The sequence below is a fragment of the Microlunatus ginsengisoli genome (genome assembly GCF_039537205.1).
GTDB lineage: Bacteria > Actinomycetota > Actinomycetes > Propionibacteriales > Propionibacteriaceae > Microlunatus > Microlunatus ginsengisoli.
The window spans coordinates 37,036-58,263 of record NZ_BAABAB010000056.1 but is presented as its reverse complement, the minus strand read 5'-3'; the positions used below and the strand labels follow the sequence as shown (position 1 = coordinate 58,263).

At 67.7% G+C, this 21,228-nt stretch carries 20 protein-coding genes and 2 pseudogenes; 10 read left to right on the top strand and 12 right to left on the bottom strand.

What is annotated here, in order from left to right; genetic code table 11:
* Nucleotides 1–93: 93 nt before the first annotated feature.
* From ABD747_RS25965 to ABD747_RS25950, 4 genes are all read right to left on the bottom strand, one after another.
* Nucleotides 94–969: an SDR family NAD(P)-dependent oxidoreductase gene (locus tag ABD747_RS25965; protein ID WP_344810058.1), complete on the bottom strand. Its 876-nt coding sequence runs from the start codon at nucleotides 967–969 to the stop codon at nucleotides 94–96.
* The gene (locus ABD747_RS25960) at nucleotides 966–2,453 is read right to left on the bottom strand and encodes a flavin-containing monooxygenase (RefSeq protein WP_344810057.1); all 1,488 of its coding nucleotides are present in this window, start codon (nucleotides 2,451–2,453) and stop codon (nucleotides 966–968) included. The genes ABD747_RS25965 and ABD747_RS25960 overlap by 4 nt, the downstream gene beginning before the upstream one ends.
* A gap of 114 nt (nucleotides 2,454–2,567) precedes the next feature.
* A complete protein-coding gene (locus tag ABD747_RS25955) occupies nucleotides 2,568–3,389 on the bottom strand; it encodes an aldo/keto reductase (RefSeq protein WP_344810056.1) in 822 nt (273 codons plus the stop codon).
* Between the two features lie 165 nt (nucleotides 3,390–3,554).
* Nucleotides 3,555–4,442 carry an SDR family NAD(P)-dependent oxidoreductase gene (locus ABD747_RS25950; RefSeq protein ID WP_344810055.1) on the bottom strand — a complete coding sequence of 296 codons (888 nt, stop codon included), beginning with the start codon at nucleotides 4,440–4,442 and terminating at the stop codon, nucleotides 3,555–3,557.
* A gap of 223 nt (nucleotides 4,443–4,665) precedes the next feature.
* Between ABD747_RS25950 and tsaA the strand changes: the two genes are divergently transcribed.
* Nucleotides 4,666–5,469, top strand: a complete 804-nt coding sequence (gene tsaA / locus ABD747_RS25945) for a tRNA (N6-threonylcarbamoyladenosine(37)-N6)-methyltransferase TrmO (protein ID WP_344810054.1) — start codon at nucleotides 4,666–4,668, stop codon at nucleotides 5,467–5,469.
* A gap of 229 nt (nucleotides 5,470–5,698) precedes the next feature.
* Nucleotides 5,699–6,571, top strand: a complete 873-nt coding sequence (locus ABD747_RS25940) for an LLM class F420-dependent oxidoreductase (protein WP_344810053.1) — start codon at nucleotides 5,699–5,701, stop codon at nucleotides 6,569–6,571.
* Nucleotides 6,572–6,665: 94 nt separating this feature from the next.
* Here the strand turns inward: ABD747_RS25940 and ABD747_RS25935 are convergent, their stop codons facing one another.
* A complete protein-coding gene (locus ABD747_RS25935) occupies nucleotides 6,666–7,949 on the bottom strand; it encodes an MFS transporter (protein ID WP_344810052.1) in 1,284 nt (427 codons plus the stop codon).
* Nucleotides 7,950–8,463: 514 nt separating this feature from the next.
* Here ABD747_RS25935 and ABD747_RS25930 point away from each other — a divergent pair.
* Together ABD747_RS25930 and ABD747_RS25925 are read left to right on the top strand one after the other, a co-directional pair.
* Nucleotides 8,464–9,273 (top strand): hypothetical protein, encoded by an 810-nt coding sequence (locus ABD747_RS25930; protein WP_344810051.1) that lies wholly within the window; start codon nucleotides 8,464–8,466, stop codon nucleotides 9,271–9,273.
* A 23-nt stretch (nucleotides 9,274–9,296) separates the two neighbouring features.
* Nucleotides 9,297–9,713 (top strand): nuclear transport factor 2 family protein, encoded by a 417-nt coding sequence (locus ABD747_RS25925; RefSeq protein WP_344810050.1) that lies wholly within the window; start codon nucleotides 9,297–9,299, stop codon nucleotides 9,711–9,713.
* A 443-nt stretch (nucleotides 9,714–10,156) separates the two neighbouring features.
* On the opposite strand, the gene ABD747_RS25920 is transcribed toward ABD747_RS25925, so the two are convergent.
* Nucleotides 10,157–10,942 carry a nucleotidyltransferase domain-containing protein gene (locus ABD747_RS25920; protein ID WP_344810049.1) on the bottom strand — a complete coding sequence of 262 codons (786 nt, stop codon included), beginning with the start codon at nucleotides 10,940–10,942 and terminating at the stop codon, nucleotides 10,157–10,159.
* A gap of 60 nt (nucleotides 10,943–11,002) precedes the next feature.
* Nucleotides 11,003–11,866 (bottom strand): NAD-dependent epimerase/dehydratase family protein, encoded by an 864-nt coding sequence (locus ABD747_RS25915; protein ID WP_344810048.1) that lies wholly within the window; start codon nucleotides 11,864–11,866, stop codon nucleotides 11,003–11,005.
* 254 nt (nucleotides 11,867–12,120) lie between these two features.
* Here ABD747_RS25915 and ABD747_RS25910 point away from each other — a divergent pair, with 254 nt between their 5' ends.
* The 4 genes and pseudogenes from ABD747_RS25910 to ABD747_RS25895 form a co-directional block, all read left to right on the top strand.
* Nucleotides 12,121–12,606 carry a DUF2975 domain-containing protein gene (locus ABD747_RS25910; RefSeq protein WP_344810047.1) on the top strand — a complete coding sequence of 162 codons (486 nt, stop codon included), beginning with the start codon at nucleotides 12,121–12,123 and terminating at the stop codon, nucleotides 12,604–12,606.
* Nucleotides 12,606–12,842: a helix-turn-helix domain-containing protein gene (locus tag ABD747_RS25905; RefSeq protein ID WP_344810046.1), complete on the top strand. Its 237-nt coding sequence runs from the start codon at nucleotides 12,606–12,608 to the stop codon at nucleotides 12,840–12,842. The genes ABD747_RS25910 and ABD747_RS25905 overlap by 1 nt, the downstream gene beginning before the upstream one ends.
* Before the next feature lie 18 nt (nucleotides 12,843–12,860).
* Complete coding sequence (locus ABD747_RS25900; RefSeq protein WP_344810045.1) at nucleotides 12,861–13,247, top strand: SRPBCC family protein; 387 nt, start codon at nucleotides 12,861–12,863, stop codon at nucleotides 13,245–13,247.
* Between the two features lie 94 nt (nucleotides 13,248–13,341).
* A pseudogene (locus ABD747_RS25895) lies at nucleotides 13,342–14,718 on the top strand (sensor histidine kinase); the annotation flags it as partial.
* Here the strand turns inward: ABD747_RS25895 and ABD747_RS26835 are convergent.
* Nucleotides 14,719–15,126 (bottom strand): phosphatase PAP2 family protein, encoded by a 408-nt coding sequence (locus ABD747_RS26835; protein ID WP_425562589.1) that lies wholly within the window; start codon nucleotides 15,124–15,126, stop codon nucleotides 14,719–14,721.
* On the opposite strand from ABD747_RS26835, the gene ABD747_RS25890 reads away from it, so the two are divergent.
* Nucleotides 15,095–15,280 carry a hypothetical protein gene (locus ABD747_RS25890; protein WP_344810043.1) on the top strand — a complete coding sequence of 62 codons (186 nt, stop codon included), beginning with the start codon at nucleotides 15,095–15,097 and terminating at the stop codon, nucleotides 15,278–15,280. The two genes, ABD747_RS26835 and ABD747_RS25890, sit on opposite strands and share 32 nt — an antisense overlap.
* A gap of 368 nt (nucleotides 15,281–15,648) precedes the next feature.
* Entirely contained in the window at nucleotides 15,649–16,374 is a 726-nt protein-coding gene (locus ABD747_RS25885) for a response regulator transcription factor (protein ID WP_344810042.1), read from the top strand.
* A 58-nt stretch (nucleotides 16,375–16,432) separates the two neighbouring features.
* Here the strand turns inward: ABD747_RS25885 and ABD747_RS26830 are convergent.
* From ABD747_RS26830 to ABD747_RS25870, 4 genes and pseudogenes are all read right to left on the bottom strand, one after another.
* Nucleotides 16,433–17,407, bottom strand: a pseudogene (locus tag ABD747_RS26830) (glycosyltransferase); the annotation flags it as partial.
* A 3-nt stretch (nucleotides 17,408–17,410) separates the two neighbouring features.
* The gene (locus ABD747_RS25880; RefSeq protein WP_344810122.1) at nucleotides 17,411–18,616 is read right to left on the bottom strand and encodes an NAD-dependent epimerase/dehydratase family protein; all 1,206 of its coding nucleotides are present in this window, start codon (nucleotides 18,614–18,616) and stop codon (nucleotides 17,411–17,413) included.
* A gap of 47 nt (nucleotides 18,617–18,663) precedes the next feature.
* Nucleotides 18,664–19,254 (bottom strand): DUF2127 domain-containing protein, encoded by a 591-nt coding sequence (locus ABD747_RS25875; RefSeq protein WP_344810041.1) that lies wholly within the window; start codon nucleotides 19,252–19,254, stop codon nucleotides 18,664–18,666.
* A gap of 157 nt (nucleotides 19,255–19,411) precedes the next feature.
* A complete protein-coding gene (locus ABD747_RS25870) occupies nucleotides 19,412–20,926 on the bottom strand; it encodes a glycosyltransferase 87 family protein (protein WP_344810040.1) in 1,515 nt (504 codons plus the stop codon).
* Nucleotides 20,927–21,228 lie beyond the last annotated feature (302 nt).

Genomic DNA, 21,228 nt, shown 5'->3' with positions numbered 1-21,228 from the left:
GATCCGCCCACCACACAGGCGACGCGGTGTGGGTTTCGATACCGACACGTGAACACGACGTACCCGGCCCGTGGGCCCCGGCGGGCCGGGATGTCAGTAGCGGCGGTCGAACCAGGCGGTCAGCGCGGGTCCGGCGGTCGGCAGCAGCCGGGTCAGACGGTCGAGCCGACGTGCACCTGCGCCGACGACGATCCGCGGCCGCCTGGCCGCCACCCCGCGCAGGATGATCTCCGCGGCGTCGACCGGGTCCATCGTCAGCAGCCGGCTGTTGTAGTAGGCGACCCGCTCTTCGTCCCGTGCTGTGATCGTCTGTCCGCGCGAGCGGGCCAGGTCCAGGCTCGCGTTGGCGATGTTGGTCCGCACTCCGCCTGGATGGACCACCGTGACCGCGACCGGATGGTGGTCCGCCAGCATTTCGGCACGGACGGTCTCGGTGAACCCGCGTACGGCGAACTTCGAGGTGCAGTACGCGCTCAGCCCCGGCTGCGCGAGCAGACCGTTCAGGCTCGAGATGTTCACCAGGTGCCCGTCGCCGGACGCGATCAGGTGCGGCAGGAAGGCCTTGGTGCCGTTCACCACACCACCCAGGTTCACCGCGAGCACCAGGTCGAGCTCCTCGTCCGAGGCTTCCAGCAGGCGTCGGCCGCCGGCGATCCCGGCGTTGTTGTACAGCTGGTGCACGACGCCGTACGTCGCGGCGACGTCGGCAGCGAAGCCCCGTACGGCGTCCCGGTCGGCGACGTCGAGCACCGCGTCGGAGACGGTCGCGCCGACGGCCTCCGCACGGATCCGCGTGATCGCCAGACCGTGCGGGTCCAGGTCCGCCAACGCCAGCCGGCACCCGCGGCGCGCCAGACCGATCGCCAGCGCGCGACCGAGACCGGAACCGGCACCGGTCACCACGGCGACCTTCCCGATGCTCTGCCCGGTCCGGCCGAGCACTCGCTCGCCCGAGTCCTCCCGGCTCACGATGCATCCTGCCCGGCGCGCGACCGGGCGCGCAGCAGCCGAAGGGAATCGTCGAGCACCGGCGCGTCGTGGAGCATCGCCACGTCGTCGCGGTAGCGCATCGTCATCCGCCACGGATCGACATCACCCTGCCGGGGTAGCGCGTCCTGCGCGCGCCGGACGTAGCCGGCCCCGAGCTCGAGCAGCGGTCGCACCCGCAGACCGGCGGGACGGACCGGGACGCAGGCGTCGTCGCCGTGATCGCGGAGGTAGCCGACCAGCCGGGTGAAATGATCCGCCACCAGGTCGACCTTCAGCGTCCAGGACGCATTGGTGTAGCCGATCGCGAAACCGAAGTTCGGCACACCGTCCAGCATGAAACCCTTGTACACGACGTGCTCGGGCAGGGTCACCGGAGTGTCGTCGACGGCGATCGGGAAGCCGCCGAACGGCTGCATCACCAGTCCGGTCGCCGTCACCACCACGTCGGCGTCGAGCTCTCGTCCGGAGGTCAACAGCAGGCCACGTTCGGTGAAGCGGGTCACCGAGTCGGTCACCAGCTGGACACTCCCCTCCCGGATGGCGGCGAAGAAGTCACCGTCCGCGGCAATGCACATCCGCTGGTCCCAGGGGTCGTACGGAGGATCGAAGTGGGTGTCCACGTCGAAGCCGGCCGGCAGCCGGGCGACGTTGATTCTCCGGATCAGCCGGCGGGCCGTCCGCGGGTGGCGTCGGCAGAACCGCCACAGTGCGGCCTGCGTGCCGACCTTGAACCGCCGCGCAGCCGCGTAGCCCCGTTCGGGACCGAGCACCCGCTCGAATCGGCCTACCAGCTTGTCCTCGCCCGCCACAGGGAGGACGTACGTCGGCGTGCGCTGCACCATCGTCACCAGGGCGGCTCGTTCCGCCAGTGCCGGAACGAGCGTGATCGCCGTCGCTCCGCTGCCGATCACCACCACCCGGCGGTCGGTGACATCGAGGTCGTCGGGCCAACGCTGCGGGTGCACCACCGTTCCGCCGAACCGGTCCAGCCCGTCGAACCGTGGCGTGTAGCCGGTGTCGTAGCGGTAGTAGCCGGCTGCGGCGAACACCCAGCGGCTCGTCAGCTGCAGGCGCTGCCCGGTGTCGGTCCGCTCCACGTCAACGCTCCAGCGGGCGTCACTCCCCGACCAGGAGATCGCGGTGACCCGATGGTTCAACCGGACGTGCTCGTCCACACCACCCGCCGCCGACGCGTCCCTGACGTAGCGAAGAATCTCGGCGGCGGGCGCCAGCATGACGGGCTCGCGCCAGGGCCGGTCGGCGTAGCCCAGCGTGACCATGTCCGAGTCCGCCCGAACACCGGGATATCGGAACAGATCCCACGTTCCGCCCGTCGCGGCCCGCGCCTCGAGCACGACGTAGCGCAGGTCCGGGCGCTGCCGAGACAGCCGGCGCGCCACACCGATCCCGGACAACCCCGCACCCACGACGACCACGTCGTACGTCGCGCTCGGCTCGGTCATCCGGGAAGTCTGCCACTCCTTCCCGAGGGTTGAGCACGTCGAGCGACGCCGCGCTCGGGCATCGCCTGCCCGTCGTACGTGCCAGCAAGCCGGCAGCGGCTATGGAACTGCCGGTCAGTCGACTGAGTTGGAGAGTTGGTCGAGGGCAGCCACGTCGTCTGCCGCCAAGTCGAAGTCGAGTTGAGCGTTCGCCTCGATCCGCGCGGGTGTCACCGACTTCGGCAGCGGCAGCACGCTCTTCTCCAGCAAGTAGCGAATCGACACCTGAGCGACACTCTTGCCGTACTTCTCGGCGATGCCGGACAGGCGGTCGTCGTCGAGCAGCTTGCCGGTGGCGAGCGGAGAATAACCCTCGACCAAGATGTCGCGGTCGTGGCAGTAGGCGGTCGTCTCAGGCTGGGTGTTGCCGATGAACCAACGGATCTGGTTCGCGTGCGGAGTCACCTCGGTATGGCCGGCCAGCGACTCGAGATCCTCGACGTCGAAGTTGGACACGCCGATCGATCGGACCTGTTCGGCTGCATACAGCTCCTCGAAGACCTTCCAGACCTCGATGTTGCCCGCCTTGTGATCCGAGCCGATGTCCTGCCAAGGCCACGGGGCGTGGATCAGCCAGAGATCGATGGGGCCGAGATCGAGATTGCTCCTCGATGTCTGGAAAGCCTCGCGCGCACCCTTGGCGTCCTTGATCTCAGCGGGCAGCTTCGTCGTGATGTAGACCTCCTCGCGCGGCACGCCGGAGTCACGGATGGCCCGACCCACGCTTCGCTCGTTGCCGTAGGCGAGCGCCGAGTCGATGTGGCGGTAGCCGACCCTCAGTGCCTCGGTCACCGCGTCGTAGGCCTCGGATCCTTCCGGAATCTGCCAGGTGCCGAACCCGACCTTCGGGATGCGGTGGCCGGAGGAGAGCGGAAACGTTTCGGTGAGAATGGACATCATGTGAAGCTACCTCTGTCAGCTCCTCACCTACCGATTGGGTACGCGCCGCAGCGTCGAGTGTCCTTCCCAGAGTGGGGTTGGCGACACCGGGCAGGAGGTCAGCGTGCTTGCCTCGGCACGGACGACTGCGGCAGCCGGACCACGTCGAAGGTGGCTCGGCGGCTACTCGACGACGTCAGCGCCGCCCGCGGAACGTTCCCCCACACCGCCGACGGATGTGTCATACCCGGGTTCGTCGGGGGTGAGCGAAACTGCACCCGGATGGGGATCGACCAGCGTGTAGACCCTCGCGAGCTCCGCAACCGTCACGCACTTCCCGGCATGCTCGGCCGGGTCCGGATCCCCGGCCAACGCGGCCACCGTGTTGCCCACGTGGATCGGTGACTCGGCGCTACTCATGTCGAAGTACTGCGCGTTCAGCTGGACGATCTCGGTGCGGACCAGGCCAGGATGCAGCCCCACGGACGTGACGCCGTACGGCCCCAAGGCGGCCTGCCACTCCCGGACGAGCCGGTTGGAGACGGTCTTGGCCGCCCCGTACGCCGGGTCGCCCGGATCGCAGTCGAACGACACCGTCACGACCAGCCCCCGGCCGGACTCGACCATCGCCGGCGCGGCCGCCCTCGTCACCACGTACGACCAACGCGGGCCGGCGAGGTTGATGTCCCACCACGACAGCGACTTCTCCCAGAACGGCGTATCGGGCGCTTCTGCGGCCCCGGTGGCATAGCCCTCGTAACCGGCCCAGGCGTTGTTCACGAGCACGTCGAGCCGACCCTGCTCGTCCAACACCTGTTGGACGGCCGCCTCGGACTGCTCGTCGTCAACGTGGTCGCAGACGATCCCGGTGACCCGACCGCCGCCGGCCGCGGCCTCGGCGACCGTACGCTCGACGCTGCCGCCGACCGGGACAGCCCCACTACCCTCGGTCCGCGTACGTCCCGTGATGTAGACCGTGGCGCCCGCAGCTGCAAGCGCGAGCGCGATGCCCTTGCCGATCCCTCGTGACCCTCCCGTCACGAGGGCCACCTTCCCCTCGAGTGTGCCCATGCTGCGGCATGCTGCCGCAGCCCACTGACAACTGAGCCCCGCACGACTCGGATGACGCCCGCTTCGAGGTTTCGGGTCAGAATCAGGCAGCAGATCTGGCGGCGCCAGTCCGGCGGACGGTATCGATCGTGCGAACAGCGTCGGGGTCGGTGTCGTGACACGGCAGCGCTCGCAACCGATGTCCGCCGAGGCACCATGGTCACGAGACCGGAGGGAGCCAGCGATGGCGACAGTAAGCATCCGCTACATCGTGGACGACATCGACGCAGCGATCGCCTTCTACTGCGGGCAGCTGGGCTTCGCCGAGCTGATGCATCCGGCGCCCTCTTTCGCGATGCTGGCACGCGGCGACCTGCGCCTGGTGCTCAGCGCGCCGGGGGGCGGTCCCGGCGGCGGCCAGGCGATGCCCGACGGCACTCTCCCCGCGCCCGGTGGCTGGAACCGGTTCTCGATCGAGGTCGACGACCTGGCCGAGACCGTGCGCACCCTGACCGCGGCCGGAGCGAGGTTCCGCAATGAGATGGTCACCGGTGTAGGGGGTCGGCAGATCCTGGTCGAGGACCCGGCCGGAAACCCGGTCGAGCTGGTCGAGCCGACCCGCCAGGAGGCGGCGTTGGCGGCCGGCGGCTATGACATCCGGCCGATCGGGCACGTCGAGTCGGCCCTGACCGATGTCGCCGAAGCGCCTCGCCAGGACTTCCTCGGCGCGCCGGACGCCTGGCTGGTCATCGATCCCGATGTCGTCGAGGGGATCCGCGATATCGCACCCGGCGCAGACCTGCTCGTGCTCACCTGGCTCCACCGCTCCCGGCGCGACGAGCTGACCACGGTGCCGGGCGACGACCCGGACGGGCCGGCGCGCGGCGTCTTCAGCACCAGGTCTCCCGCCCGGCCGAACCCGATCGGCCTGCACCGGGTCTCGGTGGTCGACGTCGCCGACGGCAGGTTGCTCGTCCGGCCCCTCGAAGCTGTCGACGGCACGCCCGTGGTCGATATCAAACCCGTCCTCCACGCTCAGGAGGCCTGACGACTGCCGTCCTTCGACGCGCGCTCGACGTCGCGCACCTCCCCCACTGGCCGGTGGTAGCAGCTGAGGCGAGACCCACGTTCTTTCGAGTACCTCTGGCGTTCTGTCGAGTACCTCTGGCGGTGGCCGGGTACCGGGTAATGGTGGGCGAGAGGATGGACACGTCGACCTCTGCCTCGGCGGCCGGCCCGCCCGAGGCGACCACGGCAAACGCTAACGAGGAGTGGGCATGAAGCTAGGACTGCACATCTCGGACTTCACCTGGGACGGTGGCCCCGCCGCCCTGCGAGAGCACCTGGGTGACGTCGCCGCCCGGGCCGAGCAGGCGGGCTACGACCGGGTCAGCGTGATGGACCATCTGTGGCAGATCGCGCACCTGGGCCCACCCGAGCACGAGATGCTCGAGGCCTACACCACGCTCGGGTTCCTCGCGGCAAAGACCGAGCGGGTGAAGCTGCTCACGGTCGTGACCGCGGTCGTCTACCGAGACCCCGGTCTCCTGGCGAAGGCGGTCACCACGCTGGACGTCTTGTCCGGCGGGCGCGCGATGCTGGGCATCGGCGCCGCCTGGAACGAGGAGGAGTCCCGGGGCCTGGGCCTGCTGTTCCCATCCACCGCCGAGCGGTTCGAACGGTTGGAGGAGGCGCTGCAGATCTGCCGGCAGATGTGGGCCGACGACGACGGCCCGTACGAGGGCAAGCACTACCGGCTCGAACGGACGTTGAACTCACCCCAGGCCCTGAGCCGCCCGCACCCACCGATCCTCGTCGGTGGTGCCGGTGAGCGGAAGACGCTCCGGCTGGTCGCCCAGTACGCCGATGCCTGCAACATCTTCGACAGCCCGGAGCTGGCGCACAAGCTGCAGGTCTTGCGCGACCACTGCGAGCGGCTCGGGCGGAACTACGACGAGATCGAGAAGACTGCCCAGCTGCGCTTCGATCTCGGCCCGAGCGGAGAGCGGGTCGAGGAGACGATCGAGCACCTGCACGAGCTCGCCGATCTGGGGATCGAGGTCGCGCACGGCGCCCTTGCCGGCGTCAGCAGGCCCGGCACGCTGGAGCTGATGGCAGAGCGCGTGATTCCCGCCGTTGCGGATCTCTAGCCGCCTCACCAGCGGGCAGATCATACCGTCAGTGGGAGATGTCGTCGTCCACCACCGCTGTCGCCGGTGGCCGGATCGAACACCGGCCGGACCGTTAGCTACCGGCGCCCGGCGTTGCCGTCCGAGTCTCGCCTATTGATTGCTCTCCCGATTCACCGCGAGGCGCGAGTGATCGCGCCAGCAGGCTGACCGCAAGCGCCAAACCAACGATCACCCAGAGGGCGGATCCCAGCGAGATCCGGTGGGCGAGCAGCCCCATTGCCGGCGCTCCGATCAGGAAGGCAGACCAGGCCATCGTCCACACGGTGGCGACCGTACGCGGCGCCTCCGCACCGCCGACATCGCTGGCGGCGGTCACGGTCAGCGGCAGGACCACCGACAAGCCCAACCCCCACAACGCCGCACCGAGATAAACGGCGGCACCCGGCAGGATGATCGTGACCGCCACCCCGACGGCCGCAAGCAGGCCGCAGATGCGGACCGTCCAGACCCGGCCGATCCGATCGATCACTCGGCCCCCGGTGAAGCGGCCGATCATCTCTGCAACCGCGTAGGTGGTCAAGACGGCGGCCGCGAGTGCTTCGGTGAAGCCCTTGTCGTCGTGCGCGTGGATCGCCAGCCAGTCCGATGTAGCGCCCTGAGCCATGGCACAGCAGAACGCCAGAAGACCGATCAGCAGAACCGGCATGGTGAGCGTGCTGGAGCGTCGCCCGCGACGAGGGCCAGTTCGTGGCTGCATGGGCCCGGCGTCGCGCTCCACGGTCGACGCCGTCTCAACTGGTGTGGTGCCGGCGCCGGCGGCATCCCCCTTGGTCCAGAACGCGGTGGCGACAACGACCGTCCCGGTCAGCAGCGGCACGACAATCCAGAAGTGCAACCCCAGCCCGACCCCGGCGGCGGCCAATAGCGCACCGCCTGCCGTGCCGAGGATGATGCCGCCGCTGCCCGCGCCATGAAACGCGGGCATGACGGCGCGGCCGAACTGTGCCTCGACGCCTGCCCCGTGCACGTTCATCGTCACATTCCAGATGCCGTAGCACGCGCCGGTCAGCAACAGCACGGCGGCGAAGGCCACCGTGGGGCGCTGGAGTGGAAGCATCGACATGAACAGGCCACCGCCGATCGTGCCCACCAGACAGACCGGTCGCGCCGAGAAGCGCTGGATCAGTCGACCGGCGAACGGCATCGAGAGCATGGAGCCGATCGCAAAGCACAGCAGGACGAACCCGAGCGTGCGGAGGTCGGCATGAAGCTGGTCACGCACAGCCGGGATACGCGAGAACCACGTACCGGCCACGGCCCCGTTCGCCGCGAAAACGACGAGTGTGGCAGCGACGTCGCGGCTGATTCGTCGACGCGCGACGGAAGTATCGGTCATCCCGCGCCCATCATGCACACCCCCACGCTGGCTCCTCCGCCGAGGCTGACCGGTGCAGTCATGCTCTCACAGGGATCCCGGAGGCGCCTGCCACCAGCACACGTACGTAAGGAGCCTTGGACCGGGCACCGGTGACGTCCCGATGGCTGACGACACGACCGCCACCGCCCGACCCCAGAATCTGATGACAGAAAGCAATCACCAGCAATAGAATGTCCTTCATCAACAGCGGTATTGTTGCCATGCCCGCCGGCGAATGCCTCTTGCAATTGTGGCCGCGAGACTATTGTTCTCTTTGACGTGCCGGTGCCATAGTCGTTTGCTGTGAGCGCTTCACCAAGCGACCGGCTCGACCCCGTTCAATCTGCATCGTCGACGACGGCACGATTGTTCTCCGCTCGACCTTCGCACTCGCCCAAAAAGAGACTCGCGATAAAGACAGGTCGCGATGCTCGCCGTTGACCACGAGTATCTGCCGGTCGGCTGAACACAGAAGGAACCGACGATGAAGAATATGGCCCGATCCGTAGCCGCCGCGATCAGCATTTTGGTGATCATCACCAGCTCTACCATCGCCCACGCGACCCCGGCCGCCCGTGACGGGAAAGCGGCGCGCGATCCTTCCGAGCCGTCGCTGCTGTCCTACCGCGAGAGCGGCTGTACCGAGATCAGCTATCAACGAGGTGGTCAGTCGAGCGTTCTGCGTCCACTGGTGCCCGAGAGGTTCACACTAACCGACTTCCCGCCTGCGCCCGGGCGGGTCTACCTGACCGTCACCGAGGTGACCTGCGACCGTCACCACGCCCCGCACCGCGGGTCGAGCCGAGGCGCCTACACATATCTGATCGTCAGCGCCCCGGTGACCGCAACCGAGGGCGCCCAACGCGGCGGGGAGTACGTGATCTTCTACGTCACCGAGGACCGGACTCAACTGACTGAGTTTCGTCGGCTGGGCTGGCCGATGACCGCCCTCAGCCAGCACACCAGAACACAGGTGACTCGAGACAGCGACGGCGTCGTCCTCGGCGCGGCCCTCGACGTCGTCGGGGCAGGCTGGGACCATGAACTCGCGGCCCTGGCCAGCGAGCGGCCCGCGGGTGCCGAGACAAGGACCGCGGAGTACTACCGCGACACCCCGACCGGGGCACAGACACTCTGCTTCATCAACCAGATCAGCGTCACGCCGGCGATCTACAGCGGTGATCTTCGCGGCACTCCCTTCGACACGATCGCCTATGCTCATGGTCCCCTCACCGCCTTTTCTGGTTGGCTGGTTCATGGCGGATGGGACGCCACCGTGACGACCCAGAATTGCCCGACCTGACGGGTGGCACTTGGTGTCAGAGAATGCGTGACAGTCAGCCGCAGCACTCCGCCCTCGAACTCTTGCAGCGCGGCCTTCAGGCCCTTGCCGCAAGCGACTGGGACGCGCTCCGATCATTGTGCGACGACCGGATCGTCTGGCGCCTCCCCGGGCGCAGTCCGATCGCCGGTGAGCTGGTGGGACCGGATGCCGTCATCGCCCGATTCCAAGAAATGCGTCGGGTGACCGCAGCGGACACGCCGGCCACGCTGGTTGCTCTGCTCGATGGCGGTGACTATGCCGCGGTTGTGCAACGCAACCACATCACCGGCGGCGGTCAGAGCGCCCAGCCAGTCACTGCCGTCACCCTCGCCGAAGCGAAAAACGGGCGGCTGATCGAATTGCACTACCTGGTCTCCGACCAATACGCGGTCGACGACTTGTGGTCCAGAATGCTCTAGGAAAAGAAGTCTCCGGGATGCACCGATCGCCCGCAGGTCAAGCCGCGACGGTCTTTAAGAGCAACTCCTGGTCGGGCCGATCACAGGCGTTTCGTGTGACTGCGGGCTCGACACTCCTTCGACTCCCATATCTGGACTACCTGTCAACCATCGATGGTCGGCTACCAGTCGAATAGCGGGTCTGGCACGCGACGACCGTGGACCAGGCAAAACGGGCTGCCGGCGACCGATCACCAGCGCGTCGACCCGTACCGCCGGCCGCGATGGCCGGATGGCGAGCACCCGCAGCACCTCCGTGCCGAGGATCTCGGCGTAGAAGTCGGCCAGGGCGCGCGGATCGGGCAGTGAAGACAGTCTTCTCGAGTCGGCCGATCACCTCCATCCTGCACCTGCGGCTCGACCGGGTCGGCTGCGGCCGCTTCGCGCGTGACCGACCCCTACGGCTATCCGGAAGGCCCTCGATCGGCGGCCGAGATCTCTTCCAGGACGCGTCGTTGGAACCTGCGTGCCCGCGAACCCGACGGCGGGAGTGCACCGAACCGCGCAGCGATCGACTGCTCTATCACCTCGACCGGCGTCCAGCCGGCCGCGAGCAACCGGCGGCCCGCCTCGACCTTGGACAGCCACGTCCCGTAGCGGTATCGAACCAGCGCCCGGCACGCTCCGAGGACTGCGTCATCGGCTCCGGTTCCTGGCTGATCGTCAGCCGGACCAGGCAGCGCCATCCACCAGCGCAGCGACTCGATGAGCAGGTTCCGCAGATCATCCGGCGGAAGGTCGGCGAAAACCTCCGAGGCTGGCGGACCCGCCAGCGCCCGGCCGCATTGGTGCAGGATGCTGCGGTCGAGGCCGTACCAGAAGGTTCCGTCGGCATCGGGACGGTCCGCTGGTCGGAGGGTCTGCCGGAAGGCCATGGCCGCGCCGTCGTTCAGCTCGACCTCGAATCCCGGTTCAGCGGTGCCCGACTGCGCCGTCCCCACTGTGAAGACGACCAGTTCCAATCCGCGAGCCGGACAGGGCAAGGCGCTGTGCCGCAAGCGAGCGATCAGCGTCAGCTTCACGGGCTCGCTCAACTGGTCACGGCAGAGCAAGGCGACGTCGATGTCACTTCGGCCAGCGTGGAAGGCGTTCAGGGCCAACGAACCAGCTGCGTACGCGCCGACGAACTCTGCGCCGAGCACCTCCCGCGCCGCCTTCACGACGGCATCGAGATACCGCTCCACGCTCATACCCGGCACCACCCCACCGTCCCGGTCCCTCGTGGTCCTCTGCGACAAGGAGGTCTGAGTTCAAGCCTGACGCGAGGGCTGTTCCCGCCAGCTGAATTGCGGGTCGTATCCGAGCAGGCGACGGGCCTTGTCGATCGAGAGCAGGGTGTCGTGAGTACCCAGCTCACCGCGCACCTCGACGGTCGGAAAGCACTCGGCCAAGAGCTCGGCGTTCGGCCGCTCCATGACGGTGTCGGCGTTGGCAATGACGAAGACCTCGCAACCGGTCAACTCCGACTCGAGTGCGCGGCGAACCGCCTGGGCGCCGTCTCGTGCGTCGATGTAGCCCCACAGGTTCCACTTCCGCTTCGTCGCGTCGTCCTGGAAGCCCGGAAACGCCGCATAGTCCTCGGGCCGCATCACGTTCGAGAAACGCAGCCCGATCATCTTCAATCGCGGATCCCAACGGCACAGCTGTGCCGCCATCGTCTCCTCCAGCGTCTTGACCAGGGAGTACGTCGACTCGGGCCGCGGCGCATACTCCTCGTCGACCGGGACGTACGGCGGAGGCGTGTCGAACGGCAGTCCCAGCACGGTCTCGCTCGAGGCCCAGACGATGTTGCGCACCAGCGCCCGCCGCGCTGCGCTCACGACATTCCAGGTCGAGTTCATGTTGTTCGCGAAAGTGGAGTGATCGGGCACGAGGCCCGGCGCCGGCACCGCCGCAAGATGGACCAGGGCATCGACACCGGAGTAGCGCTCCTCGACCCCGAGCATCGCGTCCAGCACCTGGCCGTAGTCGGTCAGGTCGACCGGAAGATAGACGGCGCCCTCCGGCGGCGTGGCCCGGTCGAAGATCACGACGTCCCAGCCGTGTTCACCCAAATCCGCCACCACCGCCCGACCCAGCTTCCCGGCGCCTCCGGTTACGACCACGGTCGGCATGCCCGCCCCTTTCGTCGACAGAACAAGCGTCACTGAAACGAATCACCAACGTACTCGGCCCCATGGCAGCGCTGAGAGGCAGCCGTCCGATCCTGGGCCGAGCACAGCCAGCGCACCAGGCAGCGGCGGCCGTCTCGGCTGCGGATCCGACATCGGGGTCGAGGCGTACTCCACAGGCAGTTCTCGCAGAAGCGCTTGCCCGTCTATCGATATTCGATAGAATATGATCGTCTTTCGATGAGAGGGGTCGATCGGTGGGAAAGCTGACAGTCGGCGCGCTGCGGGTGGTGCTCGTCGCGGTGTTCGTCGGCATCGTGGCAGTTCAGGCCGGGATGGTGTGGGCATTGGCCACGAAGCCGGACGACGGATCGCTTCCGCTGACCGCGCTGCGCATGGTCACCGTCCTGGGTTTGCTGGCGATCCAGGTCATCGTCGCCTGTGTGTGGCGGTTGGTGACGATGGTGCGGCGTGGGACCGTGTTCTCCCACGCCGCCTTCCGGTACGTGGACGTCGTGATCGGGGCGATCGTGGCGGCTGCTCTCGTCTGGTTCGCCGTCACGGCGCTGAACGCTCCGGGTCAGCGGGACGACCCGGGCGTCACTGTCATCATGGCCGGGATCGGTGTCGCCATCTTGGGAGTCGCGCTTCTCGTGCTCGTGCTCCGGATGCTGCTTGCGCAGGCCGTCGCGCGCGACATCGAAGCCGCACATCTGCAGGCTGAGCTCGACGAGGTGATCTGATGCCGATCGCGGTCGACATCGACGTGATGCTGGCCAGGCGGAAGATGTCCGTCGGTGAGCTGGCGGATCGGGTCGGGATCACCCCCGCCAACCTCGCAGTCCTCAAGAACGGCCGCGCCAAGGCGGTCCGCTTCGCGACGCTCTCCGCACTCTGCGAGGCGCTTCAATGCCAGCCCGGCGACGTACTGCGTTGGGAAGCCGAGGACGCCGCGAACCAAGGCGCGAGTCTGTCCTGATCGAAGCGAGGAGGGCGCATGCGATGGACCCTGACGCAGACAGAGCTTGCTGCGCCGGACCTGGTATGGCAGCGCTACGCCGACCTGGATGCGTGGTCGCAGTGGGCACCGCTCATCAGCGGAGTCGAGGCCGACAGCCGTGAACTCATCGGCGGTCTCAGCGGCACCGTCCGCGCCGTGGGCGGCCTTCGCGTCCAGTTCGCCGTCCTCGACCTCGACGACGCCACGCGATCGTGGACGTGGCGGGCAAACGTCGGCTTCGTCCACATGACGTTGCCGCACGGGGTGCTGTCCGATCCGGACGGCAGGACCCGCGCGGTGCTCGACCTCGACGGCGCGCCGCCGGTCGTCATCGGCTACCTTCTCCCGGCCACTCTGGCGCTGCGATCACTTGTGCGCCCGTAGCGCCCCGGCCCGCCCCGCCCCGCCGCGACACGCTTTGACAGTTCTCAGGACCGGCGTGCTCAACTGGAGGCACGGATACGGAAGGGCCGGTTCGATGATTCGCTCCGGGTGGCGCCGAGTCTCGGCTCTCACTCGCCAACGCGGGATACGACTCCGCTCGGTGGCGGCTGCCGTGACCGTGGTCTTGATCGCTCTGCTGGTCGGTGGCGGCGCGTTGCTCTACGTTCTGCAGGCCAACCTGGAGATCACGGCGAGAGCCGCGGCGACGACCAGGGCGGCGGAGGTCGCCGCGATGGTCCGCACACAGGGAGTCAGCGAGGCGACGACGACGATCCGAGCCGAGTCCCGTAGCGGTCAGCTGGTCCAGATCCTGACGGCCGATGGAGCGGTGCGCGGTGCGTCGAGCCACCTGGTGGCCACCCGACCGATGTCGCCACAACGACCGGCTCCGAAGACCACGACCATCACCGAGGAGGACCTCGACCATGTCGGGCCAGGCGGTGACTGGATCGTCGCCTCCACGGGACTCTCCGCCCACGGCCGGGCCTATATCGTCCAGGTGGCCGTTCCGATCGAGGTGCAGCACCAGACCGTTCAGACGGTGGCCGTCTTCCTGCTCGCCGCCAGCCCGGCGCTGCTCGTCGCGGTCGCGGTGGCGGTATGGCTCCTCGTCGGCCGGGCGCTCCGGACGGTGGAACACATCCGGTCCGAGGTGGCCACCATCGACGATCAGCGACTGGGACGCCGGATCGACGTGCCGGCGACACACGATGAGATCGCGGCGCTGGCGGTGACGATGAACACCATGCTGGATCGACTTCAGACATCCCAGCAGGCCCAGCGCGCATTCGTCTCCGATGCGAGCCACGAACTCCGCAGCCCGCTCGCGACCCTGACGACCGCGACCGAGCTTGCGATGACGGCCGATGAAGCCGGCCGAACGCGTCTTCTCGGCACCATCGGTGGTGAGCTCGGCCGGATGCGGGCGCTGGTGGACAACCTGATGACACTGGCCCGGGCGGACGCGCACGATCTCGTCATCGTCCGCGAGGACGTGGACCTCGACGACCTGGTCGACGCCGAGATTCGCCGTCTTCGAGCCACCAGCACGCATCGTGTGCTGGCCCGGCTGGAGCCGGTGCGGCTGACGGGCGGGGACCCGCTACGGATCGCCCAGGCTCTGCGGAACGTGGTGGACAATGCGGAGCGGCACGCGCGCACCACGATTCGACTCACCCTTCGGGCCGGCACCGACGCAGCAGTGCTCTGGGTGGACAACGATGGCGACCCCGTCCCGATCGCGGACCGGGAACGGATCTTCGAACGATTCGTCCGCCTGGACGAGAGCAGGAGCCGCGACGCAGGCGGCAGTGGTCTCGGCCTGGCCATCGCGCGCACCACCATCGACTCCCACCACGGAACCCTGCTCGCCGCCGAGAGCGACGACGGCTGGTGCCGGTTCGAGATGCGGCTACCGCTGCCAGGACCCGCCGGTGTCGCCGGACCCGTCGATCAGCGCGAACGCGTCGATCTGACGTCCCAACTGGAGCATCAAGCAGATCACGGTGATGGCGATGAGCCAGCCACTGATGACATCGGTCACCCAGTGATAGCCGAGATACACCCGGCTGAGTCCGATGGCGGCACAGACAAGGCAGGCGCCGATCATGGCGATGCCTCGGATCCGCCGATCAAGACCTACCGTGAGCAGGATGGTGGCGAGGACCCAGGTCACCGTGCCGTCGGCGGTATGCCCCGAGGGGAACGCATAGTCCCAGGTCGGGCCGTTGACCAGTAATGCGGTGGGCGGCCTCGGCCGCGCGATCGCGGCCTCCAGCAGGACCACGGTGCCGGCCACCGTAGCCAAGCCGAGCAGCATGATCACCGATCGTCCGATCCGCCCCGTCGACAGTGCCGTCCTTGCGGTGACCAGCACCGCGATCACCACCAGCACCGGGGACCTGTCGAGATTCGTGATCATGATTGCGGCGGATGACGCGGCGGGTGTGCGCAGCGATGCCGCCGAGGTCTGAACCGCTGCATCGAGCTTCGTGCTGCCATGCCCCGCGAGCACGACCAGCATGGTCACGAAAAACAGCGCCGCACTGGCGGCAGCCAGGAAGGCAAGGGTGTGTGTCGAACCGCGGATTCGGGAGTTCGAACCGGTCGAGCCGCGTACTGTCAGGTGACTCACGACAAACGTCTTTCGTTCTGGGTCTTTCGTTCTGCATCTTCGTTCTGGCCGGACCGTGCCGCCCGGCCAGGCCAGGGTGGCGGGTACGGACTGAGCGGTGGCTGAGCGCGTGACTGGCACGGCCCCGGAGCATGGGAGAGTGCGCTCAGGTCCGGCACAGGAAGAACGCGAGACGATGTGTGCGTCGTGGATGGAAGGTGAACGCGAATGCGAGTCCTGCTGGTGGAAGACGAGGAGGCGCTGGCGCACACCGTCAAGGAGGGCCTGGTCGGCGAGGGTTTCGTCGTCGACATCGTCCCGGACGGAATCTCCGCCGTATGGGCCGCGGCCGAGTTCAGCTATGACGTCGTCGTGCTCGACATCATGCTGCCGAAACTGAATGGTTACGACGTGCTCAAGCAGCTACGGGAGCGCAGGATCTGGACGCCTGTCCTGATGCTGACAGCCAAGGACGGCGAGTACGACCAGACCGACGCCTTCGATCTCGGCGCGGACGATTACCTCACCAAACCATTCAGCTTCATGATCTTGGTCGCCCGGCTGCGGGCACTGGTCCGGCGCGGGGCGCCGGAGCGTCCCGTACTGATCAGCGTCGGATCGCTCATTCTGGATCCGGCCCGACATCATGTCGAGCGGCGTGGTGTGGTGATCCGGCTGACAGCAAAGGAGTACGGGCTGCTGCTGTTCCTGATGCGCCGAGCGGGCGATGTGGTCAGCAAGTCCGAGATCCTCGACAACGTGTGGGACGCCGCGTACGAGGGCGGCGACAACGTGGTGGAGGTCTATGTCAGCTATCTGCGGCGCAAGATCGACGAGCCGTTCGGCCTGCAGACGTTGCGGACGGTGCGCGGACTCGGCTATCGGCTTGATCCCGACGATCCCGCCGACGGCGGTCCACCACCACGCGATATGCCGCGATCAGTTCGACGGTGACCTCGCCCCACGAAGCGACCGCGGCCGGTGCCGGTGGGCGACGACGACAAGCATCGTCGATCGCACGCACCCAGCCGGACGGCGATGCGCCGGCAGGCACCAGAACCGCCGGATATCCCCTCAGCGTGTACCGGGACGAAGGCGTGTCCGCGGCCACGATCGGCGCGCCGCAGGCAGCGGCCTCGAGCAGCACCAAGCCGACCGTCTCCGTGCGGGACGGCATGATCACCGCATCGGCTGTCCGATAGGCGTCGGCGACCTCGGCCGCAGGCCGGCTGCCCGCGAAGACAACCGGAAGTCCGCTGAATCGGCGCTGCAACCTACGGCGTTCCGGGCCGTCTCCGACGAACGTGAGCCGCCAGTTCAGACCGCTCTGCAGCCCTGCTCGCAACACGTCGGCCAGCAACTCGAGGTTCTTCTCCGGAGCAAGCCGCCCGACACAAACGACCTCCGAGCGCCCAGCGGGACGATCGGCGGCCCCGTTCTGATTCGGTGCGGTGAAGACGGCGGTGTCGACGGCAGCGGGCCAGAGGTCAGCCGTGACACCAAGCCGTCCTAGTCGCCGCTGCCCCGTCGGCGAGGTCGCCAGCACCAGGTCCGCGTGCCGGTAGGCATTGCGCATCAGCGATCGCAACACGGGTCCCAGCGGATTCAGCCCATAGCGGCTGAGGTAGGCCTCGAGATCGGTATGGAAGCTGGCCACCAACGGATATCGGGGAGCGAGTAAGCGCACCGCACCAGCGCCCATCGCTACCGGGTTGACGACGTGGACCACGTCGGGAGCGAATGTGGCGACCGCGGCCTGCAGCGGTTGCCGCGTCGGCACTGCGACCCGGCGACGCCGGTCGATGAGCGGCAGCGCGAGACCCGGCAGCGTCAGCTGCGTGACCCCGCGCATCGCGGGACCGGCGGTGGGTGCCAGCACCAGGATGTCGTGGCCGCCCGCGGCAAGGTGTTCGACGGTGTGTACCAGTCGGGTGACCACACCGTCGACGGACGGCAGCCAGGTTTCAGTGACGACCGCGACCCGCACGGATCATCCGTGCCCGGCGACGAGGTGCAACTCGGCCGCGCAGGATGGGGAACCCGATGGCGACGCGAGCCGACGCGGTCGCCACTGCGTCTCGGGCAAGATCGTATCGGCGTCGATCAGGCCCCGGTGGCGGTCGGCCGCCGCAAGCAGTTCGTCGATCACTGTGTCGGTCAGCGGATGCGGGCGAAGCCCGAGGTCGAGCAGGCCGGTGTTGATCGCGCGGTAGTGATGGTGTTCGAGCTCGACCCGTGGATTCGGCAGATGGTCCACCGCGACACCACTGCGCTGCGCCACGCGTTCGGCCAGACCGAGAACGGAGAACGTCTCCGTGAATTGGTTGAACACCCGGAACTCGCCGGGCTCGGCGGGATGCTCGGCCGCCAGCTCCAGGCAGGACATGGTGTCGAGGATGTTCAGGAACCCGCGGGTCTGCCCACCAGAACCGTACACGGTGAGGGCGTGGCCGGCGACGGCCTGCACGACGAACCGATTGAGGACTGTGCCGAAGGTTGCGTCGTAGTCGAAACGGGTCGCCAAGGCGGGATCCTGTTGTGTTTGGGGAGTGTCGCAGCCGTAGACGACACCCTGGTTCAGGTCCGTCGCACGCAGTCCCCAGGCGCGGCAACAGAACATGATGTTGTGGCTGTCGTGGACCTTCGACAGATGGTAGAACGACCCGGGCTGTTTGGGGAACGGCAATGTGTCCGACCGGCCGCGGTGGGTGACGTGGAGCCAGCCCTCTTCGATGTCGATGTCGGGCGTGCCGTATTCACCCATGGTGCCCAGCTTGATGAGGTGAATGGTCGAGTCGACCTCGGCGATCGCCCAGAGCAGGTTGAGCGTGCCGACCACATTGTTCACCTGGGTATGCACGGCATGCGCTCGATCGACCATCGAATAGGGGGCCGAACGCTGCTCAGCGAGGTGGATGATCGTCTGCGGCTTGAACCACTGCAGGGTGTTGGTGAGGAACTCGGGGTCGGTGATATCGCCGATGAAGCAATCGATCACGGTTCCGCTGACCTCGCGCCAGCAACCGATCCGGATGGAAAGCGGTGAGATCGGGACCAGGCTCGCCGTGCCGAGTTCGTCGTCATACCTGCGTCGCAGATAGTTGTCGACCACCGCCACCTCGTGTCCGGCCGCGGCGAAATGCAACGCGGTCGGCCAGCCGAGGTAGCCGTCTCCACCGAGAACGAGTACGCGCACGATCAATCACTCCATCGTCGAGGGCCGGACGAGCGGCCGGCTGGTGATCACAACGGTGATGCCTGCACGCTGAGACGGGCCTGAGCCGTGCCCTCGTCCGTCGAGGCAGCACGTGTCGACGCGGACTCCAGCGCCCGGCGTCCGCTGCGCTGACGGTGGAATTCCCGCCATGTCAACACGAGCACCACGACATCGAAGAGGCTCAGTACGACCAGTCCCGCGGACGGTCGATGCGCAAGCTGATAGCCCTGGAAGACGAGGAATCCGATCAGCACCGCGATCATCAGCGGATAGGCCCACAACTTGTTCCGAAGCAGCGCTCCGACGAGAACGACCTTGACAACCCCGTGAGCCAAGAGATACGAGGCCCCGAACGCAAGCCCGGTGATCGTCACGTGCTCCGCCGCGGTCACGGCCCACGCCGATACCGCGTCGGGAAGTAGCGATCCAACGAGGCTGCCGGCAAACTGGGCCGCTGCCGCCTCGACCTGTGGTGGGGTGATCAGCAGCAGCGCCAGTCCGGCGACGAGCTCGACGAGCCCGTCGAGACCCTTGATCACAACACTGACCGCGAACAGCCTGTCGAGGGTGTCTCGCGGCTGGAAGACGATCAAGCGGCGGGTGGGCGTGGGATGCATGCGGTCTCCGTCAGCTGGCGGGTGAGCCGAGTGACCGGCTCCGAACTCGGGTGCCGTCGACGGCCACGTCACACCCCAGACTGTGGGACCTGCGCTGAGCCGACGCTGAGCAACGCACCATCGCCGAGCCACGATCGCGGAGCCATCGCGTGACCGGTCAGTTCGGCATCCGCACCGCGTATCGGCCCGCTCTGATGATCACCGGCCACCTGGAGACCGTCGCGGTCGTTGTCGGAGCGAGCGCACCGAGCCCGCCGAAGCGGCAGGAGAGGGTGACATCACCCGATGCCAGATAGCCCAGATAGAGCCGCTGCCACCGCGGGTCGTCCTCCCGCCGGACCCACCCACCGCGCTCGGTGGCGAGCTCATAGGAGAACCCGCCGAGATCGGCGACGAACGGGCAGCCGTGATCCAGATCGCGAGTCAGCACGTTCAGGGCCACCAGGGTGGCCGGGTCGTCGGCCGTGACGCAGTCAGTCGGCGGCAGGGCGCGCATCGCGACAGCGAGCCGCTGTGCCGGGAACGCTGTCCCTAGCCGCAGAGCCGGCAGCGGTGCCGCACCGAACGCCAGGAGCAGACCGACCAGAACAGCGGCGCTCGCGCCAGCCCACCGGCGTCTCGCTGCCGCAGCACGAATCAGGAAGCCGGTCCCGGCGCCCACGCTGACCGCGAGCGGCCCGGTGGCCAGCCCCGGATAGTGCAGGAACCACGACGGGCTGATGGCCAGCAGCGTGCTCAGGCTCAGTGTCAACACCACGCACAACCTGGCCGGTGCCACCCGCGTCGCGGCCACGAGCACCGCCACTGCCACCACGAAGGCACCGGCGAGCAGCGCTGGGTGTGAGATCAAGCGGGCGTGCAGACCGAGGTCCAAGATGGCGGCGAGCCGCCGCGGGACACTCATTGCCGATCGGTTCCGACCCAGCTGATCGGTCACGACCATCCGCCACATCGCAACCGGCGCTGCGGCGAAGAAGGGAAGGCAGACGATGGTGGTGCCGGCGGCGGCGCCGAGCGCGATCCAACCGCCGGCACGCCATCGGCGCCGAAGGCCGTACCAAGCGAGCACGGTGACCACTGCGACGACACCCCAGATCTTGAACGTCGCCGAGATGCCGAGGAGGCCTCCTGCGCAAAACACCGGGAGCCACCGTGCGTCGCTATCTGCTTCGCAGCGGGCGAGCAACGCGACCGAGGCAAGGAGGCAGGTCTGGGCCGGCCCTTCCAGCAGCGGCGTCCACTCGATGTAGATCGCAGGGAAGGCGGTCGCGTAGAACGCCGCACCGACGAGCGCATGCACCCGACCGGCTGGCCGCAGGATGACCGCGACCAGCAAGGTGTTGATCGCCCCCAGCAGGACACACCCGAGTCGAGCAACAGCAAGTCCGGTCGGGTCGTGTCCCGCGACGCCGGCCAGCCCGAAGGGTGCGAGCAGCAGGATGATGCCGGGTGGATGGAGAAACACGTAGTCGCGGTAGGGAAGCAATCCGTGCAGCAGTGCCGTGCCGGCCGAATAGTAGACGCCGTCGTCGTAGTTCCCCAGCCCTGTCAGGCCGCCACCTCGGAGGAGGGGCAGCAGGCGCGCGGCGATAGCCAGCGTCGCCAGACCGATCGCCGTCAGAGCGACATGCCCGCGGTGATCCAGCCGGCGCCACCGCTCGTCCACGGACATCTGGACCTCACCCCACCCAATCGGAGCTCGTCGGACGACCGACGTGCGGCGACCGGGCAACCCCACGAGCGTAGGGAGAAACGCGTTCCCGACGCCAACGAAGCGGCTAAGCCTCATCTCAGGTTCGAGCCCGCGCCGAGATCCCTGGCTGATCCAGGCTGGACGAACTTGCCACCTGGGTACGGCGGCGGGAGCCGGTGACGAGAAGGGCCATCTGAGTGACTACTCCGGCGCCGTACGCTCTCTACTGACACGCTGAGCTGTTGTGCCTGCTCCGCACGACCCGCGGCGTCGGACAGTCA